15 protein-coding genes are annotated in these 21,138 nt (G+C 64.9%); 10 read left to right on the top strand and 5 right to left on the bottom strand.

From position 1 onward, the window contains the following. Nucleotides 1–10: 10 nt before the first annotated feature. Entirely contained in the window at nucleotides 11–1,336 is a 1,326-nt protein-coding gene (locus ACNFCI_RS13015; RefSeq protein ID WP_368829670.1) for a sigma-54-dependent transcriptional regulator, read from the top strand. A 25-nt stretch (nucleotides 1,337–1,361) separates the two neighbouring features. Further along, nucleotides 1,362–1,688, top strand: a complete 327-nt coding sequence (locus ACNFCI_RS13010; RefSeq protein WP_368829702.1) for a GlpM family protein — start codon at nucleotides 1,362–1,364, stop codon at nucleotides 1,686–1,688. 69 nt (nucleotides 1,689–1,757) lie between these two features. On the opposite strand, the gene ACNFCI_RS13005 is transcribed toward ACNFCI_RS13010, so the two are convergent. After that, a complete protein-coding gene (locus tag ACNFCI_RS13005) occupies nucleotides 1,758–2,756 on the bottom strand; it encodes an alpha/beta fold hydrolase (protein ID WP_368829669.1) in 999 nt (332 codons plus the stop codon). A 195-nt stretch (nucleotides 2,757–2,951) separates the two neighbouring features. Here ACNFCI_RS13005 and metR point away from each other — a divergent pair, with 195 nt between their 5' ends. Next, entirely contained in the window at nucleotides 2,952–3,869 is a 918-nt protein-coding gene (metR, locus tag ACNFCI_RS13000; protein ID WP_084855990.1) for a transcriptional regulator MetR, read from the top strand. On the opposite strand, the gene ACNFCI_RS12995 is transcribed toward metR, so the two are convergent. Further along, nucleotides 3,853–4,266 (bottom strand): NUDIX hydrolase, encoded by a 414-nt coding sequence (locus tag ACNFCI_RS12995; RefSeq protein ID WP_084855988.1) that lies wholly within the window; start codon nucleotides 4,264–4,266, stop codon nucleotides 3,853–3,855. The genes metR and ACNFCI_RS12995 overlap by 17 nt on opposite strands. A 152-nt stretch (nucleotides 4,267–4,418) precedes the next feature. Here ACNFCI_RS12995 and ACNFCI_RS12990 point away from each other — a divergent pair, with 152 nt between their 5' ends. From ACNFCI_RS12990 to ACNFCI_RS12980, 3 genes are all read left to right on the top strand, one after another. Continuing rightward, entirely contained in the window at nucleotides 4,419–8,705 is a 4,287-nt protein-coding gene (locus ACNFCI_RS12990; RefSeq protein WP_368829668.1) for a DEAD/DEAH box helicase, read from the top strand. A gap of 167 nt (nucleotides 8,706–8,872) precedes the next feature. Beyond that, nucleotides 8,873–10,492 (top strand): FMN-binding glutamate synthase family protein, encoded by a 1,620-nt coding sequence (locus ACNFCI_RS12985; protein WP_084855985.1) that lies wholly within the window; start codon nucleotides 8,873–8,875, stop codon nucleotides 10,490–10,492. A gap of 155 nt (nucleotides 10,493–10,647) precedes the next feature. After that, nucleotides 10,648–11,160, top strand: coding sequence for a YkgB family protein (locus tag ACNFCI_RS12980; RefSeq protein ID WP_416768009.1), 513 nt, complete (start codon nucleotides 10,648–10,650; stop codon nucleotides 11,158–11,160). Between the two features lie 103 nt (nucleotides 11,161–11,263). Here the strand turns inward: ACNFCI_RS12980 and ACNFCI_RS12975 are convergent, their stop codons facing one another. Beyond that, nucleotides 11,264–12,682, bottom strand: a complete 1,419-nt coding sequence (locus tag ACNFCI_RS12975; RefSeq protein ID WP_084855981.1) for an amino acid permease — start codon at nucleotides 12,680–12,682, stop codon at nucleotides 11,264–11,266. A gap of 420 nt (nucleotides 12,683–13,102) precedes the next feature. On the opposite strand from ACNFCI_RS12975, the gene ACNFCI_RS12970 reads away from it, so the two are divergent. The 3 genes from ACNFCI_RS12970 to ACNFCI_RS12960 all read left to right on the top strand — a co-directional run bounded on the left by ACNFCI_RS12970 (nucleotide 13,103) and on the right by ACNFCI_RS12960 (nucleotide 17,714). Further along, complete coding sequence (locus ACNFCI_RS12970; protein WP_368829667.1) at nucleotides 13,103–16,225, top strand: transglycosylase domain-containing protein; 3,123 nt, start codon at nucleotides 13,103–13,105, stop codon at nucleotides 16,223–16,225. A 197-nt stretch (nucleotides 16,226–16,422) separates the two neighbouring features. Beyond that, a complete protein-coding gene (locus ACNFCI_RS12965; protein WP_084855977.1) occupies nucleotides 16,423–16,956 on the top strand; it encodes a PadR family transcriptional regulator in 534 nt (177 codons plus the stop codon). Beyond that, entirely contained in the window at nucleotides 16,953–17,714 is a 762-nt protein-coding gene (locus ACNFCI_RS12960) for a siderophore-interacting protein (protein WP_368829666.1), read from the top strand. Before ACNFCI_RS12965 ends, ACNFCI_RS12960 begins: the two co-directional genes overlap by 4 nt. Before the next feature lie 61 nt (nucleotides 17,715–17,775). Here ACNFCI_RS12960 and ACNFCI_RS12955 read toward each other — a convergent pair whose 3' ends face one another. Both ACNFCI_RS12955 and ACNFCI_RS12950 read right to left on the bottom strand, forming a co-directional pair. Then, nucleotides 17,776–18,417 (bottom strand): Pr6Pr family membrane protein, encoded by a 642-nt coding sequence (locus ACNFCI_RS12955; RefSeq protein ID WP_084855973.1) that lies wholly within the window; start codon nucleotides 18,415–18,417, stop codon nucleotides 17,776–17,778. Beyond that, nucleotides 18,418–18,639: a VF530 family DNA-binding protein gene (locus ACNFCI_RS12950; protein ID WP_084855971.1), complete on the bottom strand. Its 222-nt coding sequence runs from the start codon at nucleotides 18,637–18,639 to the stop codon at nucleotides 18,418–18,420. 181 nt (nucleotides 18,640–18,820) lie between these two features. Between ACNFCI_RS12950 and ACNFCI_RS12945 the strand changes: the two genes are divergently transcribed. Continuing rightward, nucleotides 18,821–20,860 (top strand): TonB-dependent receptor, encoded by a 2,040-nt coding sequence (locus ACNFCI_RS12945; RefSeq protein ID WP_368829665.1) that lies wholly within the window; start codon nucleotides 18,821–18,823, stop codon nucleotides 20,858–20,860. Nucleotides 20,861–21,138 lie beyond the last annotated feature (278 nt).

Here is a 21,138-nt window from a genome sequence, read left to right as displayed (position 1 = left end):
AAGGGTCCCCATGAACCAAGCACCCTTGACCGTCCTGATCGTCGAAGACGACCCCCACGTGCTGCTGGGTTGCCAGCAGGCACTGGCGCTGGAGGACATCGCCTGCGAAGGCGTGGGCAGCGCTGAACAGGCGTTGGAACGCATCGGCGACGATTTCGCCGGTATCGTCGTCAGCGACATCCGCCTGCCGGGCATGGATGGCCTGGAACTGCTCGGCCGCCTCAAGGCGCGCGATCGCAGCCTGCCCGTGGTGCTGATCACCGGCCACGGCGATATCGACATGGCTGTCGGTGCCATGCGCAACGGCGCCTACGACTTCATGGAGAAACCGTTCTCCCCGGAGCGCCTGGTGGAGGTGGTGCGCCGCGCCCTGGAGCAACGCGGCCTGTCTCGTGAAGTGCATGCCCTGCGGCGCCAGCTGGCTGGCCAGACCACCCTCGAGGGCCGCATCATCGGCCGCTCGCCGGCTATGCAGAACCTGCGCGAACTGATCGCCAATGTCGCCGATACCTCGGCCAACGTGCTCATCGAAGGCGAAACCGGTACCGGCAAGGAGCTGGTCGCCCGCTGCCTGCACGATTTCAGTCGGCGCCAGGGCCAGCCCTTCGTTGCGCTCAATTGCGGTGGCCTGCCGGAGAACCTGTTCGAAAGCGAGATCTTCGGTCATGAAGCCAACGCCTTCACCGGTGCCGGCAAGCGGCGTATCGGCAAGATCGAACATGCCAATGGCGGCACGCTGTTCCTGGACGAAGTGGAGAGCATGCCGATCAACCTGCAGATCAAGCTGCTGCGCGTGCTGCAGGAACGCACCCTGGAGCGCCTGGGCTCGAACCAGAGCATCCCGGTGGACTGCCGGGTGATCGCCGCCACCAAATCTGACCTGGACGCCATGGGCCAGACCGGCCAGTTCCGCAGCGACCTGTACTACCGCCTGAACGTGGTCACCCTGGAACTGCCGCCCTTGCGCGAGCGCCGCGAAGACATCCTGCAACTGTTCGAGCACTTCCTCCAGCAGTCGGCCTTGCGCTTCGACCGCGAAGTGCCGGAGCTCGACAGCCAGACCGTGTCGCGCCTGATGGCCCATGACTGGCCCGGTAATGTGCGTGAGCTGCGCAACGTCGCCGAGCGCCATGCCCTTGGCCTGCCGGCCTTCAAGAAAAGCGCGGGCGGCACCAGCCAAGGACTGGGGTTCGCCGAGGCAGTGGAGGCCTTCGAGCGCAACCTGCTGAGTGACGCCCTGCAACGCACCGGCGGCAACCTCAGCCAGGCCAGCCAGGAGTTGGGCATGGCCAAGACCACCCTGTTCGACAAAGTGAAGAAATACGGCCTGAGCTGAACCAAGGAACGCCAACGTGGACCTGATACTCAAGGCCAGCCTGGGCGCCACCGTCGTGGTGCTCCTGGCCATTCTTTCCAAGACGCGCAACTACTACATCGCCGGGTTGGTGCCACTGTTTCCGACTTTCGCCCTGATCGCGCATTACATCGTCGGCAAGGGCCGGTCATTGGCGGACCTGAAGACCACCATCCTATTCGGCATGTGGTCGATCATTCCCTATTTCATCTACCTGGCGGCCTTGTACGTGCTGGTCGACAGAATGCGCCTGGAGGCCTCGCTGGCCCTGGCCACAGTGGCCTGGCTGGTGGCGGCGACGGTGTTGGTCACTTTGTGGATGCGCTTTCATTGAAACAGCTGGGGCCGCGTTGCGGCCCAATCGCGGCACAAGGCCGCTCCTACAGGGTCTGTGACGGTCCGGTTACAGAAGCCCTGCCACGTGCCTTGGCGCTTGGCGATGCGATTTCAGGTAAGGCAGCACCGCCGCCAGCAACGGCCCCTTGAACGGCTCCTGGAAGCGATGGGCCAGGCCCGGAATCAATCGCAGCTGGCTGCCCTGGATATGCGCCGCCAGGTGCACCCCATGCATCACCGGCAACAGCGGATCGGCCGTGCCGTGCACCACCAACGTCGGCACGCGCAGTTGGTTGAGCAGCGCCACCCGGCTGGGCTCGGCGAGGATCGCCATGATCTGGCGCTTGACGCCGTCCGGGTTGAACGCCCGGTCATAGGCGTCCGCAGCCTGTTGCAGCAACGCTGCGCGCTCGTCGGCGATATCGGGGCTGCCCAAGGCGGCCAGCAGGTCGGCCTGGTGCTCGATGGCCATAGCCCGGTTGGGCGCATCGCGGCGCGCCAACAGTTGCACCAGCGCCGGGCTGGGCGCCGGCAGGCCTGCGGCGCCGGAACTGGACATCACCAGCGTCAGGCTACGCACGCGCTGTGGAGCCATGGCTGCCAGATGCTGGGCGATCATGCCACCCATGCTGACCCCCAGTACATGAAACTGCTCCACCTCCAGCGCATCCATGAGCCGCAAGCCGTCGGTGGCCATATCGGTCAAGGTATAGGGTGCAACCACCGGCAACCCCAGCTTGTAGCGCAGCAATTCTACGGTCAGGCTGGCCGAGGCCGGCGCTTGGTTCCAGCGTGACAAGCCGACATCGCGATTGTCGTAGCGAATGACGCGAAAACCCTGCCGGCACAGGGCCTCGACCACATCGTCGGGCCAATGGATCAACTGCCCCCCCAGGCCCATGACCAGCAGCAATACAGGGTCCGACGGCGCACCGACGCTTTGGTAGACCACGCTCAGCTCGCCCAGCTCGGCCCGTTGCACCGGCACCTGGGCGTCGCAGCGCTGAGCCGCCGCAGCGGCCGGCACACTGACCAACAAGAATAAAAAGACCAATAAAGCCCGCATGAAAGAAACACCAGAATGCAGATCCCCAGTAGAGCGCGAGTCTGATGAAATCCCTTCGAGCGCGCTGCCACAAAACCATGACAGTTTGATTAAGGCTGCCGGGCGGTCATCTGCGCCGTACTCGACAGCAACGCACAACATGAGGGAAACTCAAGCATCTGCATCCATTATCCAGTGTTACCCCCGGAGTCATCTGTGCTGGAAATCCGCCACCTGAAAACCCTTCATGCCCTGCGCGAGGCCGACAGCCTGGTGGAAGCTGCCGAACGCCTGCACCTGACCCAGTCGGCCCTCTCGCACCAGTTCAAGGAACTGGAAGAGCGCCTGGGCATGACCCTGTTCGTGCGCAAGTCCAAGCCGATCCGCTTCACCAGCGCCGGCCTGCGCCTGCTGCAGTTGGCCGACGCCACTCTGCCCCTGCTGCGTGGTGCCGAGCGCGATATCGCACGCCTGGCGGGCGGCACTGCAGGGCGCTTGCATATGGCCATCGAATGCCACAGTTGCTTCCAGTGGCTGATGCCCACCATCGACCAGTTCCGCGACGCCTGGCCGGAAGTGGAGCTCGACCTGGCCTCAGGCTTCGCCTTCGCCCCACTGCCGGCCCTGGCCCGTGGCGACCTGGACTTGGTGGTGACCTCCGACCCGGTGGACCTGCCCGGCATCACCTACGTGCCACTGTTCACCTACGAGGCGATGCTCGCCGTGGCCAACCAGCACCCGTTGGCCGGCAAGCCCTATATCGTGCCCCAGGACCTGCTGGACCAGACCCTGATCACCTACCCGGTGGAGCGCGACCGCCTGGACATCTTCACCCGCTTCCTGGAGCCGGCCGATATCGAGCCGGCTGCGGTGCGCACTTCGGAGCTGACCGTGATGATGATGCAACTGGTGGCCAGCGGCCGTGGCGTATGCGGCATTCCCCATTGGGCACTGCACGAGTACAGCTCGCGGGGCTACGTCAAGGGCAAGCGGCTGGGCGAAAAGGGCCTGTTCGCCACGCTCCACGCTGCGGTGCGCACCGACATGCTCGATGCGCCGTACATGCGCGACTTCCTGCTGACGGCCAAGGACACCTCGTTCTCGACCCTCGACGGCGTCAGCGCGGTGCGTTGAGCACCTGGCGATAGAGCGGCAGGATCAAGTCGCGGGTCAGGGGCGCCAGCTCAAGGTCCGGGGCCTGATCAGCGGCCAGCCAGACCACTTCTTCGATCTCTGCTGCCGGGGCGACGTCCTCGGCGCTGTCGACCCGGAACAGCTCGGCCTGGACTTCAAAGCCTGGCTCATTGGCGGCCGGTGCGCTGAACTGGCCAAGATAGACCGCTTGTGTGGGGTCCAACCGCAGCCCCAGCTCCTCATGCAGCTCACGCACCAACGCCGCTTGGGGCGACTCGCCAGCATCGATCTTGCCACCGGGCTGCATGAACGCCTGGGTGCCACGCTTGCGAACCAGCAGGGTACGGCCTTGCGGGTCGATCAGCAGGGCGGCGGCGATACGGATGGTCTTGGACATTGAGGGGCTCGCTGGACAACGGAAGACGGCGGGCAAGGATCCCATGCACGTCGGGGGCTGACAAGCTGCCCGCTCCTACAGAAGGGCCGCGGCAGACGGTCCAGGACGAACGGCCCCTTGCCAACCCGACCTTCACCCGCCATAAACAACACATGAACCTCCCAGCCCAGCAGCACCCCGTGCTCGACCTGTTCCACCCCGCCATCGGCGCCTGGTTCCGGCAGCACTTCGCCACGGTCACCGACGCCCAGGCCCGGGCCTGGCCGCTGATTCACGCCGGCCAGTCGATGCTGCTCGCTGCGCCGACGGGCTCAGGCAAAACCTTGAGTGCCTTCCTGGCCGTGCTCGACGAGCTGTTTCGCCAAGGCCTGAAGCATGGCGGCGAGCTGCCCCCGCACACCCAGGTGGTCTATGTATCGCCACTCAAGGCGCTGTCCAACGACATTCGCCTGAACCTCGACCTGCCGCTGGCCGGCATCGGCCAGGCGCTGCGAGATCAAGGGTTGAAGGCGCCGCGCATCACCACTGCCGTGCGCACCGGTGATACACCGCAAAAAGAACGCGCAGCCATGCGCAAGCTGGCACCGCATATCCTGGTGACCACGCCCGAATCGCTCTATGTGCTGCTCGGCTCGGCCTCCGGCCGCAAAGGCCTGGCAGCCGTGCACACGGTGATCGTCGATGAGATCCACGCCCTGGCCGGCAACAAGCGAGGCTGTCACCTGGCCCTGACCCTGGAGCGCCTGCAGGCGCTGTGCGGCCGGCCCCTGCGGCGCATCGGCCTGTCCGCTACGCAGCGCCCCGTGGAGCGGGTGGCGCAGTTTCTGGTCGGTCACCAGCGTCCGTGCGCCATCGTCGACGTCGGCCATGCGCGCCACCGCGACCTGGCCATCGAAGTCCCGCCGGTACCGCTGGGGGCGGTAATGGCCACCGATGTCTGGGGCCTGGTCTACGACCGTATCGCCGCGCTCGCCCGAGAGCATCGCACCACCCTGGTGTTCGTCAACACCCGGCGCCTGGCCGAACGCCTGACCCGGCACCTGAGCGAGCGCCTGGGCCAGGATGCCGTGGCGGCGCACCATGGCAGCCTGGCCAAGGAACACCGCCTGGCAGCCGAACAGCGTCTGAAGGCAGGCCAGCTGCAGGTGCTGGTGACCACCGCCTCGCTGGAGCTGGGCATCGACATCGGCGAAGTCGAGCTGGTCTGTCAGATCGCCTCGCCCGGCTCGATCTCGGCGTTTCTGCAACGTGTCGGACGCTCCGGGCACCAGGTCGAAGGCACTCCCAAAGGGCGACTGTTCCCGACCTCGCGGGACGACCTGATCGAATGCGTGGCCTTGCTCGAAGGTGTGCGCCAGGGCGAACTCGATCAACTGCAGATACCCCGCGCACCGCTGGACGTACTGGCTCAGCAGATCGTCGCCGAAGTGAGCAACCAGCCCTGGCCGGAGCAGGCCCTGTACGACTGCCTGCGCCAGGCCATGCCCTATGCCGGGCTGGACCCAGCGCACTACCAGGCGCTGCTGCGCATGCTCGCCGAGGGCTACAACGGCCGCCAGGGCGTGCGCAGCGCCTACCTGCACCGCGATGCCGTCAGCGCCACCCTGCGCGGGCGCCGCGGCAGCCAGCTGACGGCGTTGACCAGCGGCGGCACCATTCCCGAGACCGCCGACTATGCCGTGCTGCTCGAACCCCAGTCGCTGAACATCGGCAGCGTCAACGAAGACTTCGCCGTGGAAAGCATTGCCGGCGATATCTTCCAACTGGGCAACGCGTCCTATCGCATTCTGCGGGTCGAGCCTGGCCGGGTACGAGTCGAAGATGCCCATGGCCTACCGCCGACCATTCCATTCTGGCTCGGCGAGGCTCCGGGGCGCAGCGATGAGTTGTCCGCCGCCGTCGCCCGCCTGCAGGCGCAGGTCGACGAACGCTTGCAGGCCAGCGGCGGACAATTCGAACCGGTACTGGCGTGGTTGCAGCAGGCGTTCGGGCTGGAAGAAGGCAGCGCCAGCCAGTTGCTCGACTATCTCGGGCAGGCCTGGCGGGTGCTCGGCGCCCTGCCCTCGCAGGAAACGCTGGTGATGGAACGCTTCTTCGACGAAACCGGCGGCACCCAATTGATCATCCATTCGCCCTACGGCAGCCGGATCAACCGCGCCTGGGGGCTGGCGCTGCGCAAACGCTTCTGTCGTACCTTCAACTTCGAGCTGCAGGCCGCGGCCAGCGAAGACGCGATCGTGCTGTCGCTGTCCACCAGCCACAGCTTCGAGCTCGATGAAGTCTGGCGCTACCTGGCCAGCCGCAGCGCCGAGCCGATCCTGGTCCAGGCCCTGCTCGACGCCCCACTGTTCGGCGTGCGCTGGCGCTGGAACGCCGCCGTAGCCCTGGCCTTGCCGCGTTATGTCGGCGGGCGCAAGGTGGCGCCACAGATCCAGCGGATGAAGAGCGAAGACCTGATCGCGGCGGTGTTCCCCGACCAGATCGCCTGCCTGGAAAACATCGCCGGCGAACGGCAGATTCCGGACCATCCGCTGGTGGAACAGACCCTGGACGATTGCCTGCACGAGGCCATGGACAGCGAAGGCTGGCTGGCCCTGCTGCGACGCATGGAACAGGGCGAGATACGCTTGCTCGCCCGCGACCTGCCCGCACCCTCTCCCTTGGCTGCGGCCATTCTCAATGCCCGGCCCTATACCTTCCTGGACGATGCCCCGCTAGAGGAGCGCCGGACCCAGGCGGTACTCAACCGGCGCTGGAACGAAGTGCACAGTGGCGATGACCTGGGGGCATTGGATATCGAGGCCATCGCCGCCGTGCAGGCCGAGGCCTGGCCACAACCGGGCAATGCCGACGAGATGCACGAAGCCTTGATGAGCCTGGGCGCCATCAGTGCCGGGGAAACCCACCTGGGCAACGATTGGCCAGGCCTGCTTGCCCCGTTGGCCCAGGCAGGCCGTGCGTGCCTGCTGCGCAGCGGCGAAACGGCCCTGTGGCTGGCGCGCGAACGCCTGAGCCTGCTGCTGGCGTGCTACCCAGATGCCAGTCTGGAACCTTCGCTGGGCCTGCTGCCGGGGTTCGACCAGCCTTTGGAAAGAGATACCGCGCTGGTCGAGCTGTTGCGCGCGCGGCTCAGCGGTTTCGGCCCGCTGACGGTGGCCCAGATTGCTGCACCACTGGGCCTGGCCGGCAGTGATGTCGAACAGGCCCTGGTCCGCCTGGAAGTGGAAGGCTATGTCCTACGCGGTCACTTCAGCCCTGGCCAGCAGACCCTGCAGTGGTGCGAGCGGCATCTGTTGGCGCGCATCCATCGCTACACGGTCAAGCGCCTGCGCCGGGAAATCGAGCCGGTGACCCTGCAGGACTACATGCGCTTCCTGTTCGACTGGCAGCACCTGGCGGCCGACGAACGCTTGAGAGGGCCGCAGGCAGTGGCCGAAGTACTCGGCCAGTTGCAAGGCTTTCCCAGCGCGGCTGGGGCCTGGGAGGCCGAACTGCTGCCCGCCCGGATCAAGGACTACAGCCCGCACTGGCTCGACGATGCCTGCCGCAGTGGCCAATGGGCCTGGAGCCGCCTGGCGACGACGCTGTCCAGCAGCACCCTGTCCAGCACACCGCTGGTACTGTTGCCGCGCGAGTACCTGGGCCTCTGGCGCAGCCTGGCACCAATGCCCGCGCTCGATGACCTGGCGCCACGGGCGCAACGGGTGTACGAGACACTGCAGACCCAGGGCGCCCTGTTCTTCGACGAGCTCACCCAGGAAGCCCACCTGCTGCCCAGCGAACTGGAAACCGCATTGCAGCAATTGGTGGGCGCCGGGCTGGTCGGAGCCGACAGCTTCACGGGCCTGCGCAGCCTGATCACACCCGCCGCCAAGCGCACCTCACGCAACAGCCGTCGCGGGCGCCCGCCGATGGCCAGCGACATGGCTCAGGCTGGGCGCTGGGCGTTGCTGCGTCGTGGCAATACCATGCCGGACGCCGACCAACGCCTGGAACACGTTGCCCGGACCTTGCTACGCCGCTACGGCGTGATCTGCTGGCGCCTGTTGGAGCGCGAGAGCGACGTGCTGCCTCCCTGGCGCGACCTGTTGCGTTGCTACCACCGGTTGGAGGCCCGGGGCGAAATCCGCGGCGGGCGATTCATTGCCGGGCTGGCAGGGGAGCAGTTCGCCCTGCCGGAGGCGGTCGCGCTGCTGCGCCAGGTACGACGCCGGGCAGCGGAAGGCGGGCTGGTGATGATCAGCGCCTGTGATCCGTTGAATCTGCTGGGGACGCTGTTGCCAGGCAGCAAGGTGCCTGCGGTGGTCGGCAACCGGCTGCTGTACCGCGACGGCGTGCCGGTGGCCACACGGGTGGCGGGGCGCTACGAGTATCTGCTGGAGGCATCGTCCGCAGAGCAGGAGGCGTGGCGGCAGCGCCTGTTGCGCGATATCGCCTGAATCCATACGACCGCATCGCGGGACAAGTCCGCTCCCAAAGGCCAGCGCCGATGACTGATCTTTCATCTTCCCGGCCCGCTATCGGCTGGCAATGCGCTACCCAATGGAGCTATGGTCGGGGCCTGCCCAGGCCCTGAGCCTGACCGAGCCATCCGCAAGGACCCCGTATGAGCCTGTCACTTCTCAGTCGCTATGCCTTTTTCGCCGCCTGTGTCCTGTTCACCCTGGCGAGCCTGCCCTTCCTGCACCACGAATGGCTGTGGCCGTTCACCCTCGCCACCGCCGTGCTTAGCCTGATCGGCCTGTTCGACCTGCTGCAGCAACGCCACGCGGTGCGGCGCAACTACCCGATCCTCGGCAACATCCGCTACCTGGTCGAAGCGATTCGCCCGGAAATCCGCCAGTACCTGCTCGAAGCCGACAGCGATGCCCTGCCCTTCTCCCGCGCCCAGCGTTCGCTGGTGTATGCCCGGGCCAAGAACGAAGCGTCGGACAAGCCCTTCGGCACCTTGATCGACGTATACGAATCAGGCTTCGAGTTCATCGGCCACTCCATGCGCCCGGCGCCCCTGGCTGATCCAGCAAGCTTTCGCGTGACCGTCGGCGGCCCGCAGTGCAGCCAGCCGTACTCGGCCTCGATCTTCAACATTTCGGCCATGAGCTTCGGTTCGCTGAGCGCCAACGCCATCCGAGCGCTCAACCAGGGGGCCAAGCTCGGCAATTTCGCCCATGACACCGGCGAAGGCAGCATCAGCCCTTACCACCGCGAGAATGGCGGCGATCTGGTCTGGGAGCTGGGTTCAGGCTACTTCGGCTGCCGCACCCCGGACGGGCGCTTCGACCCCGAGCGTTTCGCCGAACAGGCGCGCGACCCGCAGGTGCGCATGATCGAGATCAAGATGAGCCAGGGCGCCAAGCCCGGCCACGGCGGCATCCTGCCCAAGCACAAGGTGACCGAGGAAATCGCCGCCACCCGCGGCGTGCTGATGGGCGAAGACTGCATCTCGCCATCGCGCCACAGTGCCTTCTCCACGCCCATCGAGATGATGCAGTTCATCGCCCGCCTGCGTGAGCTGTCCGGCGGCAAGCCGGTGGGCTTCAAGTTCTGCCTGGGCCACCCCTGGGAATTCATGGGCATCGCCAAGGCCATGCTGGAAACCGGCATCCTGCCGGACTTCATCGTGGTGGACGGCAAGGAGGGCGGCACAGGCGCCGCACCGGTGGAGTTCACCGACCATATCGGTGTGCCATTGCGCGAAGGTCTGTTGTTCGTGCACAACACCCTGGTGGGCCTGAACCTGCGCGACAAGATCAAGCTCGGCGCCAGCGGCAAGATCGTCAGCGCCTTCGACATCGCCAGCGTACTGGCCATCGGCGCCGACTGGGCCAACGCGGCTCGCGGCTTCATGTTCGCCATTGGTTGTATCCAGTCGCAGAGCTGCCACACCAATAAATGCCCCACCGGTGTAGCGACCCAGGATGCCCTACGCCAGCGCGCGCTGGTGGTACCAGACAAGGCCCAACGCGTGCTCAACTTCCACCACAACACCTTGCGCGCCCTGGCCGAGATGCTTGCCGCGGCAGGCCTGGAACACCCGGCACAGCTGGAGGCCAAGCACCTGGTGCGGCGTATCTCCGCCACCGAGATCAAGCTGTTTTCGCAGATGCACGTGTTCCTCAAGCCAGGCGAGTTGCTCACCGGTGAGGTCAACGGGCAATTCTATTCACGCATGTGGCAGATGGCCCGGGCCGACAGTTTCGAGCCGCATAGTGAAATAGCCGCCTGAGGCGACCATGCCCGGTGCGCCTGTTCCGGGAACAGGTGCATCGGGTAATTCAGAGAATATTCCTACAACAAGCAGGGCCAGATCCTACCCACCCGTTAAATGGTCGTTAATCCGCGAGCGACACGCTCGGTGCCTCTCATCCAGGAGTGCGCATCATGAGCCCAACCGACAATCCGACCTCTCCCGTTACCCGTACCGCATCGCTCCCGCAGCAACTGCTGCAAATAGGCAGGCACATCGCTGTGCTGGGCGTGGTCATGCCCATGTTGATGATCGGCCTGCTCAAGTTCACCTTCATCGAAGTCGAGGCGCTCAAGCCGCTCATCAGCCAGACGCCTTGGCTGGCCTGGTTGTACGCAGTATTTGGCGAGGCAGGGACATCCTACCTGCTGGGGGGGGTGGAGATACTGGCCGCCATGCTGCTAATAGCCAGCCGATGGTCGGTCAGGGCAGCCATTGCCGGTGGAGCGCTGTGCACGCTCACCTTCGTCACGACACTGTCGATCATGCTGGCCGTGCCGATCTGGGAGGCTGCTTCAGGCGGATTCCCCTGGCTCAATCGCGCGGGCAGTTTCCTGATCAAGGACCTGGCGCTGCTGGGTGTGAGCCTTGTGGTATTGGCTGAGGGGCTAGCTCGCCATCAAGCTCGGAAAATCACCCGCCCCTAGCCACTCCATTGATGGCACAAGGCTGCTCCTACAGGGCTACGCAATCGCCTGTGAGCAGCCTTGTGCCGCGAATGGGCCGCAAAGCGGCCCCGAGGGCATGGGATCAGGAAGCGGTGCTCGCCGCACCTTGCGCGTCTTTCGGCGCCAGGCGGAACGCGTAGTACAGCACCGTCAGCAGGACCAGGAACGCCGGGCCGATGTACAGGGCCACACGGGTGTCCTCGAAATAGGCCATCAGGCCCACCACCAACACCAGGAAGGCCAGGGCCAGGTAGGAGCTCAGCGGCCACAGCCACATGCGGTACTTCAGCGCCTGACGCTCGGCGGTGGACAAGCCGGCACGGAACTTGAGCTGGGCCAGCAGGATCATCACCCACGTCCAGATCGCACCGAAGGTGGCGATCGAGGTCACCCAGACGAACACTTTCTCCGGCACCAGGTAGTTCGCCAGCACGCCCAGCAGCAAGGCACCGATCGACAGCAGCAGCGCATTGCGCGGCACGCCGCTTTTCGAAGTGCGGGCGAAGGGCGCCGGGGCCTGGCCGTTCTGCGCCAGGCTGTAGAGCATGCGCCCGGTGCTGAAGATGCCGCCGTTGCACGAGGACAGTGCGGCGGTGATCACCACGAAGTTGATGATACCGGCGGCGGTCTTGATACCCAGGCGCTCGAAGGTCATCACGAACGGGCTGCCCTGACTGCCGATCTCGTTCCAGGGGTAGATCGACAGGATCACGAACAGCGCACCGACATAGAACAGCAGGATGCGCCAGAACACCGAGCCGATGGCCTGTGGAATGGTCTTCTGCGGGTTGCGCGCTTCGCCAGCGGTCAGGCCGATCATCTCGACGCCCAGGTAGGCGAACATGACCATCTGCAGCGACATCAGCACGCCGGTCACACCGTTGGGCATGAAGCCACCATTGCTCCACAGGTTGGAGATACCCACAGCCACGCCGTCGTTACCGAAGCCGAAGGCGATGATGCCGATACCGCCCAGGACCATGGCAATGATGGTGACGATCTTGATCAGGGCGAACCAGAACTCGAACTCGCCGAACGCCTTGACCGCGATCAGGTTGATCGCCCCCATGCTGCCCAAGGCGGCCAGGGCCCAGATCCAGCGCGGCACGTCGGGGAACCAGATACCCATGTAGATGGCCACCGCGGTGATTTCCGCGACACAGGTCACCAGCCACAGGAACCAGTAGTTCCAGCCAGTGAGGAAGCCCGCCAGCGGGCCGAGGTAGTCCTGGGCATAGCGGCTGAAGGAGCCGGCTACCGGGTTGTGCACGGCCATTTCGCCGAGCGCGCGCATGATCACCAGGATGGCCAGGCCACCGATGATGTAGGAAAGCATGATCGCAGGACCGGCCATTTCGATGGCCTTGGCTGAACCGAGGAACAGGCCTACACCGATACAGGCGCCCAGCGCCATCAGACGGATGTGCCGTTCGCCCAGCTCGCGCTTGAGTGGGCCGCCCTGGGCGGTCTCACCATGGGCAGGGTGGTTGCCGACTGGCATAGCAATACAACCTCATTTTGTTATTGGATTGACCTTCGCGCAGAACCGGCCAGGCCGATGGGCGTGGCGTCGTCTTGCCGGGCGGGCCTCGTGGGCCGGCCTGTCCGCCGGTGAACGGCAGGACGAAGGGGTCGAGCAGTATAGGAATCCGCCTGTAGGGCTTTTCACTATATAAACAGGGAAATTTGGAGAGAATTCTCGGCCCAAAACCCTTTCACCGAAGGCATAAATTCCTTCCGCCCCACCCTTGCGAAGAATGGGGGCGGCTACCATAGCAACATTGCCCAAGAATGGAAGCCGCACCAAAGCCGTATATTCCTACCTAGGATTTCACTGCTTCTTACAAATTTTTCACCAAACCCTGCCAACGTCTAAGCTTCAGACAAAGCAAGACGAAAAAACTGGCCGGATTTGAAGACTATGGGCGCACTGTGGCAATCGGAACCAACCAGAACGGAAGCACCCGAGACACATCTGGCTGAGGCTCCATTGCCCAAGACTCCACGCCAGCGTCGGCTGTGGTGGCGGCTGATCGTGCTCATCGTGCTGCTGGCGATCATCGCAATAGGCTTTGCCGCCTATGACGAAATGCGCACCTCGAAACTGCAGGCGCGCGAATTCAGCCGGCTGGCCAGCACCCTTACCTACTCGCTCGAACCCGGCCCGAGCGACGCCATCGTGTATCCAGGGGATGGGCCCTTCGACAAACGCCTGGGCTACAGCGCACTGGGCGAATTCCTGCCGCGCCTGCTCAAGCGTGACTATCTGATCAGCGAGCAGGTGCGCTTCTCGCCGGCCTTGATGAACTATGTCGAGCACGGCCTGTTCGTGCCCTACGTGGAAAAGATCCAGACCGGCCTGTCGATCACCGACTGCCGGGGCGAGGACCTGTACCACTACAACTACCCTCAGCACCTGTACCCGGACTTCGCCTCGATCCCTCCGGTGGTGGTCAACAGCCTGCTGTTCATCGAGAACCGCGACCTGCTCAAGCCCGACGACCCGCATAACAACCCGGCGGTGGACTGGCCGCGCTTCGCCAAGGCCGCCTACAGCCAGGTCGCCAAGTACCTGGCCCTGCCCGGTCAGTCGGCCGGTGGCAGTACCCTGGCGACCCAACTGGAGAAATACCGCCATTCGCCGGACGGCCTGACCGTCTCCGGCGCCGAGAAGATCCGCCAGATGATTTCCGCCAGCGTGCGCGCCTACCTGGGCGGGCCGGACACCACCGAGGCACGGGAGCGCATCGCCCGCGACTACCTCAACAGCGTGCCGCTCTCGGCGGTGCCGGGCCACGGCGAAGTACATGGTATGGCCGAAGGCCTGCGGGTCTGGTACGGCGCCGACTTCGACCAGGTCAACCAGGTGCTCTCCTCCACCGCCACCGACCCTGAGAGCATGGCTGCCCGGGGTTTGGCGCTGCGCCAGGTTCTGTCGCTGATGATCGCCCAGCGCAGGCCCTCCCATTACCTGTCCAAGGGCCGGGTTGAGCTGGCCGAGCTCACCAATGCGCATATCCGCGTGCTGGCCGCCAACGGCGTGATCGACCGGCCCCTGGCCGATGCCGCGCTGGCCAGCAAGGCGGTGTATCGCGACTGGGTGGCCCAACCGACCATCGTTCCGATCATCACCAACAAGGGCATCAGCCTGGCCCGCAACCGCCTGGCGGCCATGCTCAACCGCCCGCTGTACGACCTGGACCGGCTCGACGTGTCCGCCACCAGCACCCTGCAGGCCGACTTGCAGATGCAGGTCAGCCAATACCTGAAGAACCTCTCCGACCCCGAGTTCGCCGCGCAGATGGGGCTGATCGGCGAACGCTTGCTGACCACCAAGACCACCGACCAGGTGCGCTACAGCTTCACCCTGTTCGAGCGCACCGCCGACGGCTCGCGGGTACGGGTACAGACCGACAGCACCGACCAGCCCTTCGACATCAACGAAGGCAGCAAGCTGGAGCTGGGCTCCACCGCCAAGCTGCGGGTACTGACCACCTACCTGGAGATCATCGCCGAGTTGCACGACAAGTACGCCGGCAAGCCCGTGGCCGAGCTGAAGAAAGTGCCGGTGGCCGAACTCGACCGTATCACCCAATGGTCGCTGGAATGGCTGATGCAGAACAGCAAGGACCAGAACCTCGACGCGATGCTCGATGCGGCCCTCGAGCGCAAGTACTCGGCCAACACCGGCGAAGCCTTCTTCACCGGCGGTGGCATGCACGTGTTCAACAACTTTCGCAAGGAAGACAACAGCCGCAATCCGACCCTCAAGGATGCCCTGCGCGAATCGATCAACCTGCCGTTCATACGCCTGATGCGCGACCTGGTGCGCTACGTCACCTACCAGCAGCCCTACAACCGCGAGCCACTGCTCAAGGACGACTCCGACCCACGCCGTCAGGAATACCTGGCGCGCTTCGCCGACAAGGAAGGCACCAACTACCTGATGCGTTTCTGGCGCAAGTACCAGCGCAAGACCTCCCAGCAGCGCCTGGACACCTTCCTCGACAGCATGCGCGTGACGCCGCAGCGCCTGGCCGCCGTGCACCGCTACCTGTTCCCCGAAGCGGGCCAGGAGACCTTCAACGCCTTCGTCCGCGCCCACAGCGCCAATGACAAGAAGGCCCTGGCCAAGCTCACCGACGGGCGCCTGTCGGAAATGTACGACGCCTACGGCCCGGGCAAGTACGACCTGCCGGACCAAGGCTACATCGCCAAGGTACACCCGCTGGACCTGTGGCTGCTGGGCTACCTGTTGAAGAATCCTGGCGCCTCGCTCACCGAGATGGTCAACGCCAGCCGCTTCGAGCGCCAGGAGGTCTACAGCTGGTTGTTCAAGAGCCGCCACAAGGGCGCCCGCGACAGCCGCATCCGCACCATGGTCGAGATCGAAGCCTTCCTGGACATCCACCAGCGCTGGAAGCGTGTGGGCTACCCGTTCGACCATCTGGTGCCGTCGCTGGCCACCGCCATTGGCAGCTCCGGCGACCGTCCGGCGGCCCTGGCCGAACTGGTGGGCATCATCCAGAACGATGGCGTGCGCCTGCCCACCTTGCGCATCGATACCCTGCATTTCGCGGCCAACACGCCCTACGAGACCAAGCTGATCAGCGACCCGGACCGTGGCCAGCGGATCCTCCCGGTGGCGGTGGCCCGGGCCCTCAAGGGGGCGATGTCCCAAGTGGTGGACGCCGGTACCGCACGGCGCATTTCCGGCAGCTTCAAGCTGCAAGACGGTACGTCGCTGGTCATGGGCGGCAAGACCGGCACCGGTGACAACCGCATCGAAAGCTTCGGTGCAGGCGGCCGGCTGATCGGCTCACGCTCGCTTAACCGCACCGCCACCTTCGTGTTCTTCCTGGGCGAGAACCACTTCGGCACCCTTACCGCCTTCGTCCCGGGCCGCACGGCAGAAGCCTTCACCTTCACCTCGGCCCTGCCGGTGCAGGTCCTCAAAGGCATGGCACCGATTCTCATGCCTTACCTGGAACCAGGCAGCGCCACCGAGTGCAAGGCACCGCAGCTGGCAGCTCGTATGCAATAAACAGGGGCCGCTTCGCGCCCCATCGCCGGCAAGCCGGCTCCCACCAGTCCGGTGCTGCTGGTGTAGACACCCCTGAGCCGGCGATTGGGTCGGATCTATCAAAAATACTGATGAGAATTATCCGCATTTAGAGCCTTGTGCTGAGATATATCTTGAGTAATATCTTGCGATATATCTAAACCCGAAGGCACCCGCCAATGCGTGACCACGACCCCTTCGAGCGCCGCCCCAGCCGCGGCGAACGCGGCCCCCGGGTATTCGCCCCCGGCGATCTCAGGCTGCTCATGCTGTCGATGCTGGCCGAGCAACCAGGTCATGGCTATGACCTCATCCGCCAGATCGAAAGCCTCTTCGACGGCAGCTACACCCCCAGCCCTGGCGTCATCTACCCCACCCTGAACTACCTGGAAGAGGCCGAATTGATCACAGGCCACGTGCAGGGCAGCAAGCGCCTCTATGCCATCACCGAGGCTGGCCGCCGGGCCTTGGCCGACCAGGCCGTGGCGCTCGATGGCGTACGCATGCGCATCGAGGTGAGCAAACGCGCCCTGCGCGGCCACGACCGCCCGCCTGAAATCCACGAGGCGGTAGGCAATCTGCGCCATGCCCTGCACATGCACAGCGGGCACTGGAGCAACGAAGAAATCGAGCGCGTGCGCAAACTGCTCAACGATACGGCCAAGGCCATCGCCTCCGGCCCGGATGAACCTGTCATGGAGAACACCCCATGAGCGACACCATTGTTCGCGTCAACCACGAAATCCGCCAACGCCGCCTGCAGGTCCTGCGGGTCATCGACCTGACTCCGCGCATGCGCCGCATCACCCTCGCAGGCCCGGAACTGCAAGGTTTCACCAGCCTCGGCAGCGACGATCACATCAAGCTGCTGTTCGCCCGAAACCCGGACGAACAACGGGCCATCGACGCCCGGACCCTCGGCCGTGACGGCGGCGCCCGCCCGACCATGCGCGAATACACGCCACGGCGCATCGACCTGGCGGCCAACGAACTGGACATCGATTTCGTGCTGCACGGCGACGGCCCCGCCTCGACCTGGGCCGCCCAGGCCACCCCCGGCCAGACCCTGGATATAGCAGGCCCACGCGCCTCGATGGTGGTGTCGGACATCTTCGACAGCTACCTGCTGATCGGCGACGAAACCGCCCTGCCCGCTATCGGCCGGCGCCTGGAGGAATTACCTGCCGGCCGCCAGGCGCTGGTGCTGGTCCAGGTCGAGAACGAGCAGGAGCGCCAGTCGTTGCCGAGCAAGGCGCAGGTCGAGGTGATCTGGGTCCACCGGCATGAGCAAGACCTGCTGGCCCTGGTGAAAACCCTGGCACTACCGCAAGGTGCGCTGTACACCTGGGTCGCGCTGGAGAAGACCCTCACCCGCCAGGCCAAGGCGCTGTTGCTGGAGAAGGGCGTGCGTGAAGATGCGCTGAAAGCGGCAGCCTACTGGCGCCTGGACGGCAGTGCCGACGACGAATGAAGAATGCCGTCGGTGCGGTTCTGTAGAAATGGGCTCGCCCCACGATGGGACCAGCGCCGCCTCAACAGGCTCGCGCCAAACGTCGCCCCTGCCACCGATCCAGCCCGATCAACACCAACCCGATCCCCCAGAAGCCGACCAGCACCCCAAGGGCATTGAGCATCACCTGCCCATAGCCAAGGCTGGTCACGTCGATGAACGGGTAGGCGTACACGCCGATTTCACTTCCCCGCCACAAGGCATAGGCAAAATACAGCGCCGGGTACAGGCTCCACGCCGCCAGGTGCCACAACCGCAGGCTGCCCTTTGGCACCCTGCACCACCAGTACAGCACGCACAGCAGCGGCATCACATCGTGCAGCAGTTCATCGGCCAGCCATTGCCAGCCCTGGGGCTGCCACAGGTGGCGCAGCAACACGCTGTAGGCCAGCGCCACCAGCACGATGCTCGCAGTGATACCCGAGCCGACCATGGGCGACAGGAAGAACCGCCGCGCGCCTGATGCCCGGCCGAACGCCGCGTAGCTGAGCAGCGTGGCAACCAGAGTGTTGGTCAGGACGGTGAAATAACCAAAGACATTGATCAGCCCGCCGACCAGGCTGGCCTGCTCCTGCCAACGCGCCCAGAGCACCAGATAGACCTGTATGGCAAGGCCGCTCCAGCCCAGCAATGCGCTCAAGCTCAGCCAGGGATGTCGCCGCATTCAGCTCGCCCGTTGCAACTTCACGTAGAGCTGCTCGACCTTTTCCCGGGCCCATGGCGTCTTGCGCAGGAACGTCAGGCTCGACTTGATGCTCGGGTCGCTCTTGAAGCAACGGATATCGATGCGCGCGGCCAGGCCCTGCCATTGGTAGTGGGCAACCAGCTCGGTAAGGATCTGCTCCAGGGTCTTGCCATGCAGCGCGTTGTGTTGGGCCGTGCCCATGGTTGTGCTCCAGCGGGTAAAGATGCGCACCTTACACGAGTGTAGTGGGCCGGTGGGCTACCGAGCACTGCTGCGTTGCGTGGCGAGCCGAAAACCGCTGGCCAGAGGGAAACGGTTTGTGCTGGAATAGTGATGTTATATTGTAACAACAGTCATTTCTGCCAAGGAACGCCACAGTCCCATGCTGTACATCCCGCTGCGTCTTTCTCCCCTTGCCGTTGCCCTCTGGCTCGCCTCCACGCCCGGCCAGGCGGTGGAGCTCGAACCCCAGGTCATCACCGCGAACCCGCTGGGCAATCGTGAACTCGCCACGCCCACTACCGTCCTCGAAGGCGACGCCTTGCTTCAACAGCAACAAGGCAGCCTCGGCGAAACCCTCAACAAGCAGCCCGGCGTCGCCTCCACCTGGTTCGGCCCTGGCGCCAGCCGTCCGGTGATCCGCGGCCTGGATGGCGACCGCATCCGCATCCTGCGCAACGGCGTCGGCGCCCTGGATGCCTCGTCCCTCTCCTACGACCATGCCGTGCCGCTGGACCCTGTGAACGTGGAGCGCATCGAGATCATCCGTGGCCCGGCCGCCCTGCTGTACGGCGGCAATGCTATCGGTGGGGTGGTCAATACCTTCGACAACCGCATCCCCGACGCACCCATCGAGGGCCTGCACGGGGCCGGCGAGCTACGCTACGGCGGCGCCGACACCACCCGCAGCAGTGCCGGCAAGCTCGAGGCGGGCAATGGCGCCTTCGCCCTGCACCTGGACGCCAACAGCCGCCAGTTCAACGATCTGCGCATTCCCGGGTACGCTCGCAGTTCCAAGGTGCGCGATATCGACGAGCCCGGCAGCCGGCACCGCCTGGAAAACAGCGATGGGCGCCAGGATGGTGGCGCGATCGGCGGCGCCTACCACTGGGACCACGGCTATACCGGCCTGTCCTACAGCCGCTATGACAGCAATTACGGCTCGGTTGCCGAACCGGGCGTACGCCTGGACATGCAGCAGGACCACTACGGTTTCGCCTCCGAGCTACGCGACCTGGACGGCCCGTTCAGTTCGGTCAAGTTCGATGCCGGCTACACCGACTACCAGCACCGCGAGATCGAAAGCGGCGAAGTCCACACCACCTTCAAGAACAAAGGCTACGAAGCCCGCCTCGAAGCCCGTCACCAGCCGCTCGGGCCATTCGAGGGGGTGATTGGCGCCCAGGTCAGCCGCAACGAATTCTCCGCCTTGGGCGAGGAAGCGTTCGTTCCGCACACCGATACCGACAGCCTGGCGCTGTTCCTGCTGGAGCAGTGGCAAGCCAGCGAACGCCTGGCTCTGAGCCTCGGCGCACGCCTGGAACATACACGGGTCGACCCCGATGCCAAGGGCAACGAAACGTTCATCGGCACCGACAGCACTGCCAGCTTCAACGCCGCCAGCCTGTCCTCGGGCGCGGTGTACCAGCTCGACCCGGTCTGGTCGCTGGCCGCAAGCCTCGGCTATACCGAGCGTGCGCCGACCTTCTACGAGCTGTACGCCAATGGCGCCCATGTCGCCACGGGCGCCTATGAAGTGGGTGACCCGAACCTGGACAAGGAAAAGGCCCTCTCCACCGACCTGGCCCTGCGCTTCGACAATGGCACGCATAAGGGCAGTGTCGGCGTGTTCTATAGTCATTTCCGCAACTACATCGGCCTGATCGGCACGGGCAACCTGCGCGAAGGTCATGACCATGACCACGAGGGACACGACCATGAACATGACCATGGCGAGCTGCCCGAGTACCTGTACCAGGGCGTGCGGGCCCGCTTCTACGGCATCGAGGCCCAGGACCGCTGGCAACTGCTCGAGAACCGCTACGGCAGCTTCGCCCTGGAACTGTCCGGCGACTACACCCGCGCCAAGAACCTCGACAGCGGCGAAGCGCTGCCGCGCATCGCACCGCTACGCCTGAACACCGGGTTGGTCTGGGAACGGGACCGCTGGCAGGCACGGGTGGACGTGCAACATGCCGCTTCGCAGCATCGCAAGCCCGCCAACGAGACCAGCACCGATGGCTACACCACCCTGGGCGCCAGCTTGGGTTACCGCTTCGACATCGGCCAGAGCCAATGGCTGGCCTTCGTACGCGGCGAGAACCTGACCGACCAGACAGTACGCTATGCCAGTTCGATCCTGCGGGACGTGGCGCCGGCGGCCGGGCGCAGTGTGCAGGTGGGGTTGCGCACCTCGTTCTGACGTTGTGCTGCCCCTGTGGAGCGGCCTTGTGCCGCGATCGAGGGCGAAGCCCTTGCCAGGCGACGACGATATCAGGTCGGGCCTGATCGCGGGACAAGCCCGCTCCTACAGGGACTACCTGCACTCAGCTCGGTGCCGTACTGTTACTCCCCAAGCAACAATCCACTGCGACATTTTGTCTTTTTTTCTTACAAGTTCCCCTATATCCTCCACGCCGCACGCTGAAACGCTTCATCCCTGAACCTTGCAGCCGTTTCCATCGAAGGGCCCGTCCGTTC

It is taken from the genome of Pseudomonas sp. NY15356, assembly GCF_048068175.1.
Classification (GTDB): domain Bacteria; phylum Pseudomonadota; class Gammaproteobacteria; order Pseudomonadales; family Pseudomonadaceae; genus Aquipseudomonas; species Aquipseudomonas putida_K.
The sequence above is the reverse complement of the archived record's forward strand: the minus strand, read 5'-3'. Positions and strand labels throughout refer to the sequence as shown.

Excerpts from the sequence above, each read along its gene's own strand:
- ACNFCI_RS12975 (WP_084855981.1), bottom strand. The coding sequence starts at position 12,682 with ATGCCAGTCGGCAACCACCCTGCCCATGGTGAGACCGCCCAGGGCGGC.
- ACNFCI_RS12960 (WP_368829666.1), top strand. The coding sequence starts at position 16,953 with ATGAGCGACACCATTGTTCGCGTCAACCACGAAATCCGCCAACGCCGC.
- ACNFCI_RS12990 (WP_368829668.1), top strand. The coding sequence starts at position 4,419 with ATGAACCTCCCAGCCCAGCAGCACCCCGTGCTCGACCTGTTCCACCCC.
- ACNFCI_RS12970 (WP_368829667.1), top strand. The coding sequence starts at position 13,103 with ATGGGCGCACTGTGGCAATCGGAACCAACCAGAACGGAAGCACCCGAG.
- ACNFCI_RS12995 (WP_084855988.1), bottom strand. The coding sequence starts at position 4,266 with ATGTCCAAGACCATCCGTATCGCCGCCGCCCTGCTGATCGACCCGCAA.
- ACNFCI_RS13015 (WP_368829670.1), top strand. The coding sequence starts at position 11 with ATGAACCAAGCACCCTTGACCGTCCTGATCGTCGAAGACGACCCCCAC.
- ACNFCI_RS12955 (WP_084855973.1), bottom strand. The coding sequence starts at position 18,417 with ATGCGGCGACATCCCTGGCTGAGCTTGAGCGCATTGCTGGGCTGGAGC.
- ACNFCI_RS12965 (WP_084855977.1), top strand. The coding sequence starts at position 16,423 with ATGCGTGACCACGACCCCTTCGAGCGCCGCCCCAGCCGCGGCGAACGC.
- ACNFCI_RS12985 (WP_084855985.1), top strand. The coding sequence starts at position 8,873 with ATGAGCCTGTCACTTCTCAGTCGCTATGCCTTTTTCGCCGCCTGTGTC.
- ACNFCI_RS12945 (WP_368829665.1), top strand. The coding sequence starts at position 18,821 with ATGCTGTACATCCCGCTGCGTCTTTCTCCCCTTGCCGTTGCCCTCTGG.
- ACNFCI_RS13005 (WP_368829669.1), bottom strand. The coding sequence starts at position 2,756 with ATGCGGGCTTTATTGGTCTTTTTATTCTTGTTGGTCAGTGTGCCGGCC.
- ACNFCI_RS12950 (WP_084855971.1), bottom strand. The coding sequence starts at position 18,639 with ATGGGCACGGCCCAACACAACGCGCTGCATGGCAAGACCCTGGAGCAG.
- ACNFCI_RS12980 (WP_416768009.1), top strand. The coding sequence starts at position 10,648 with ATGAGCCCAACCGACAATCCGACCTCTCCCGTTACCCGTACCGCATCG.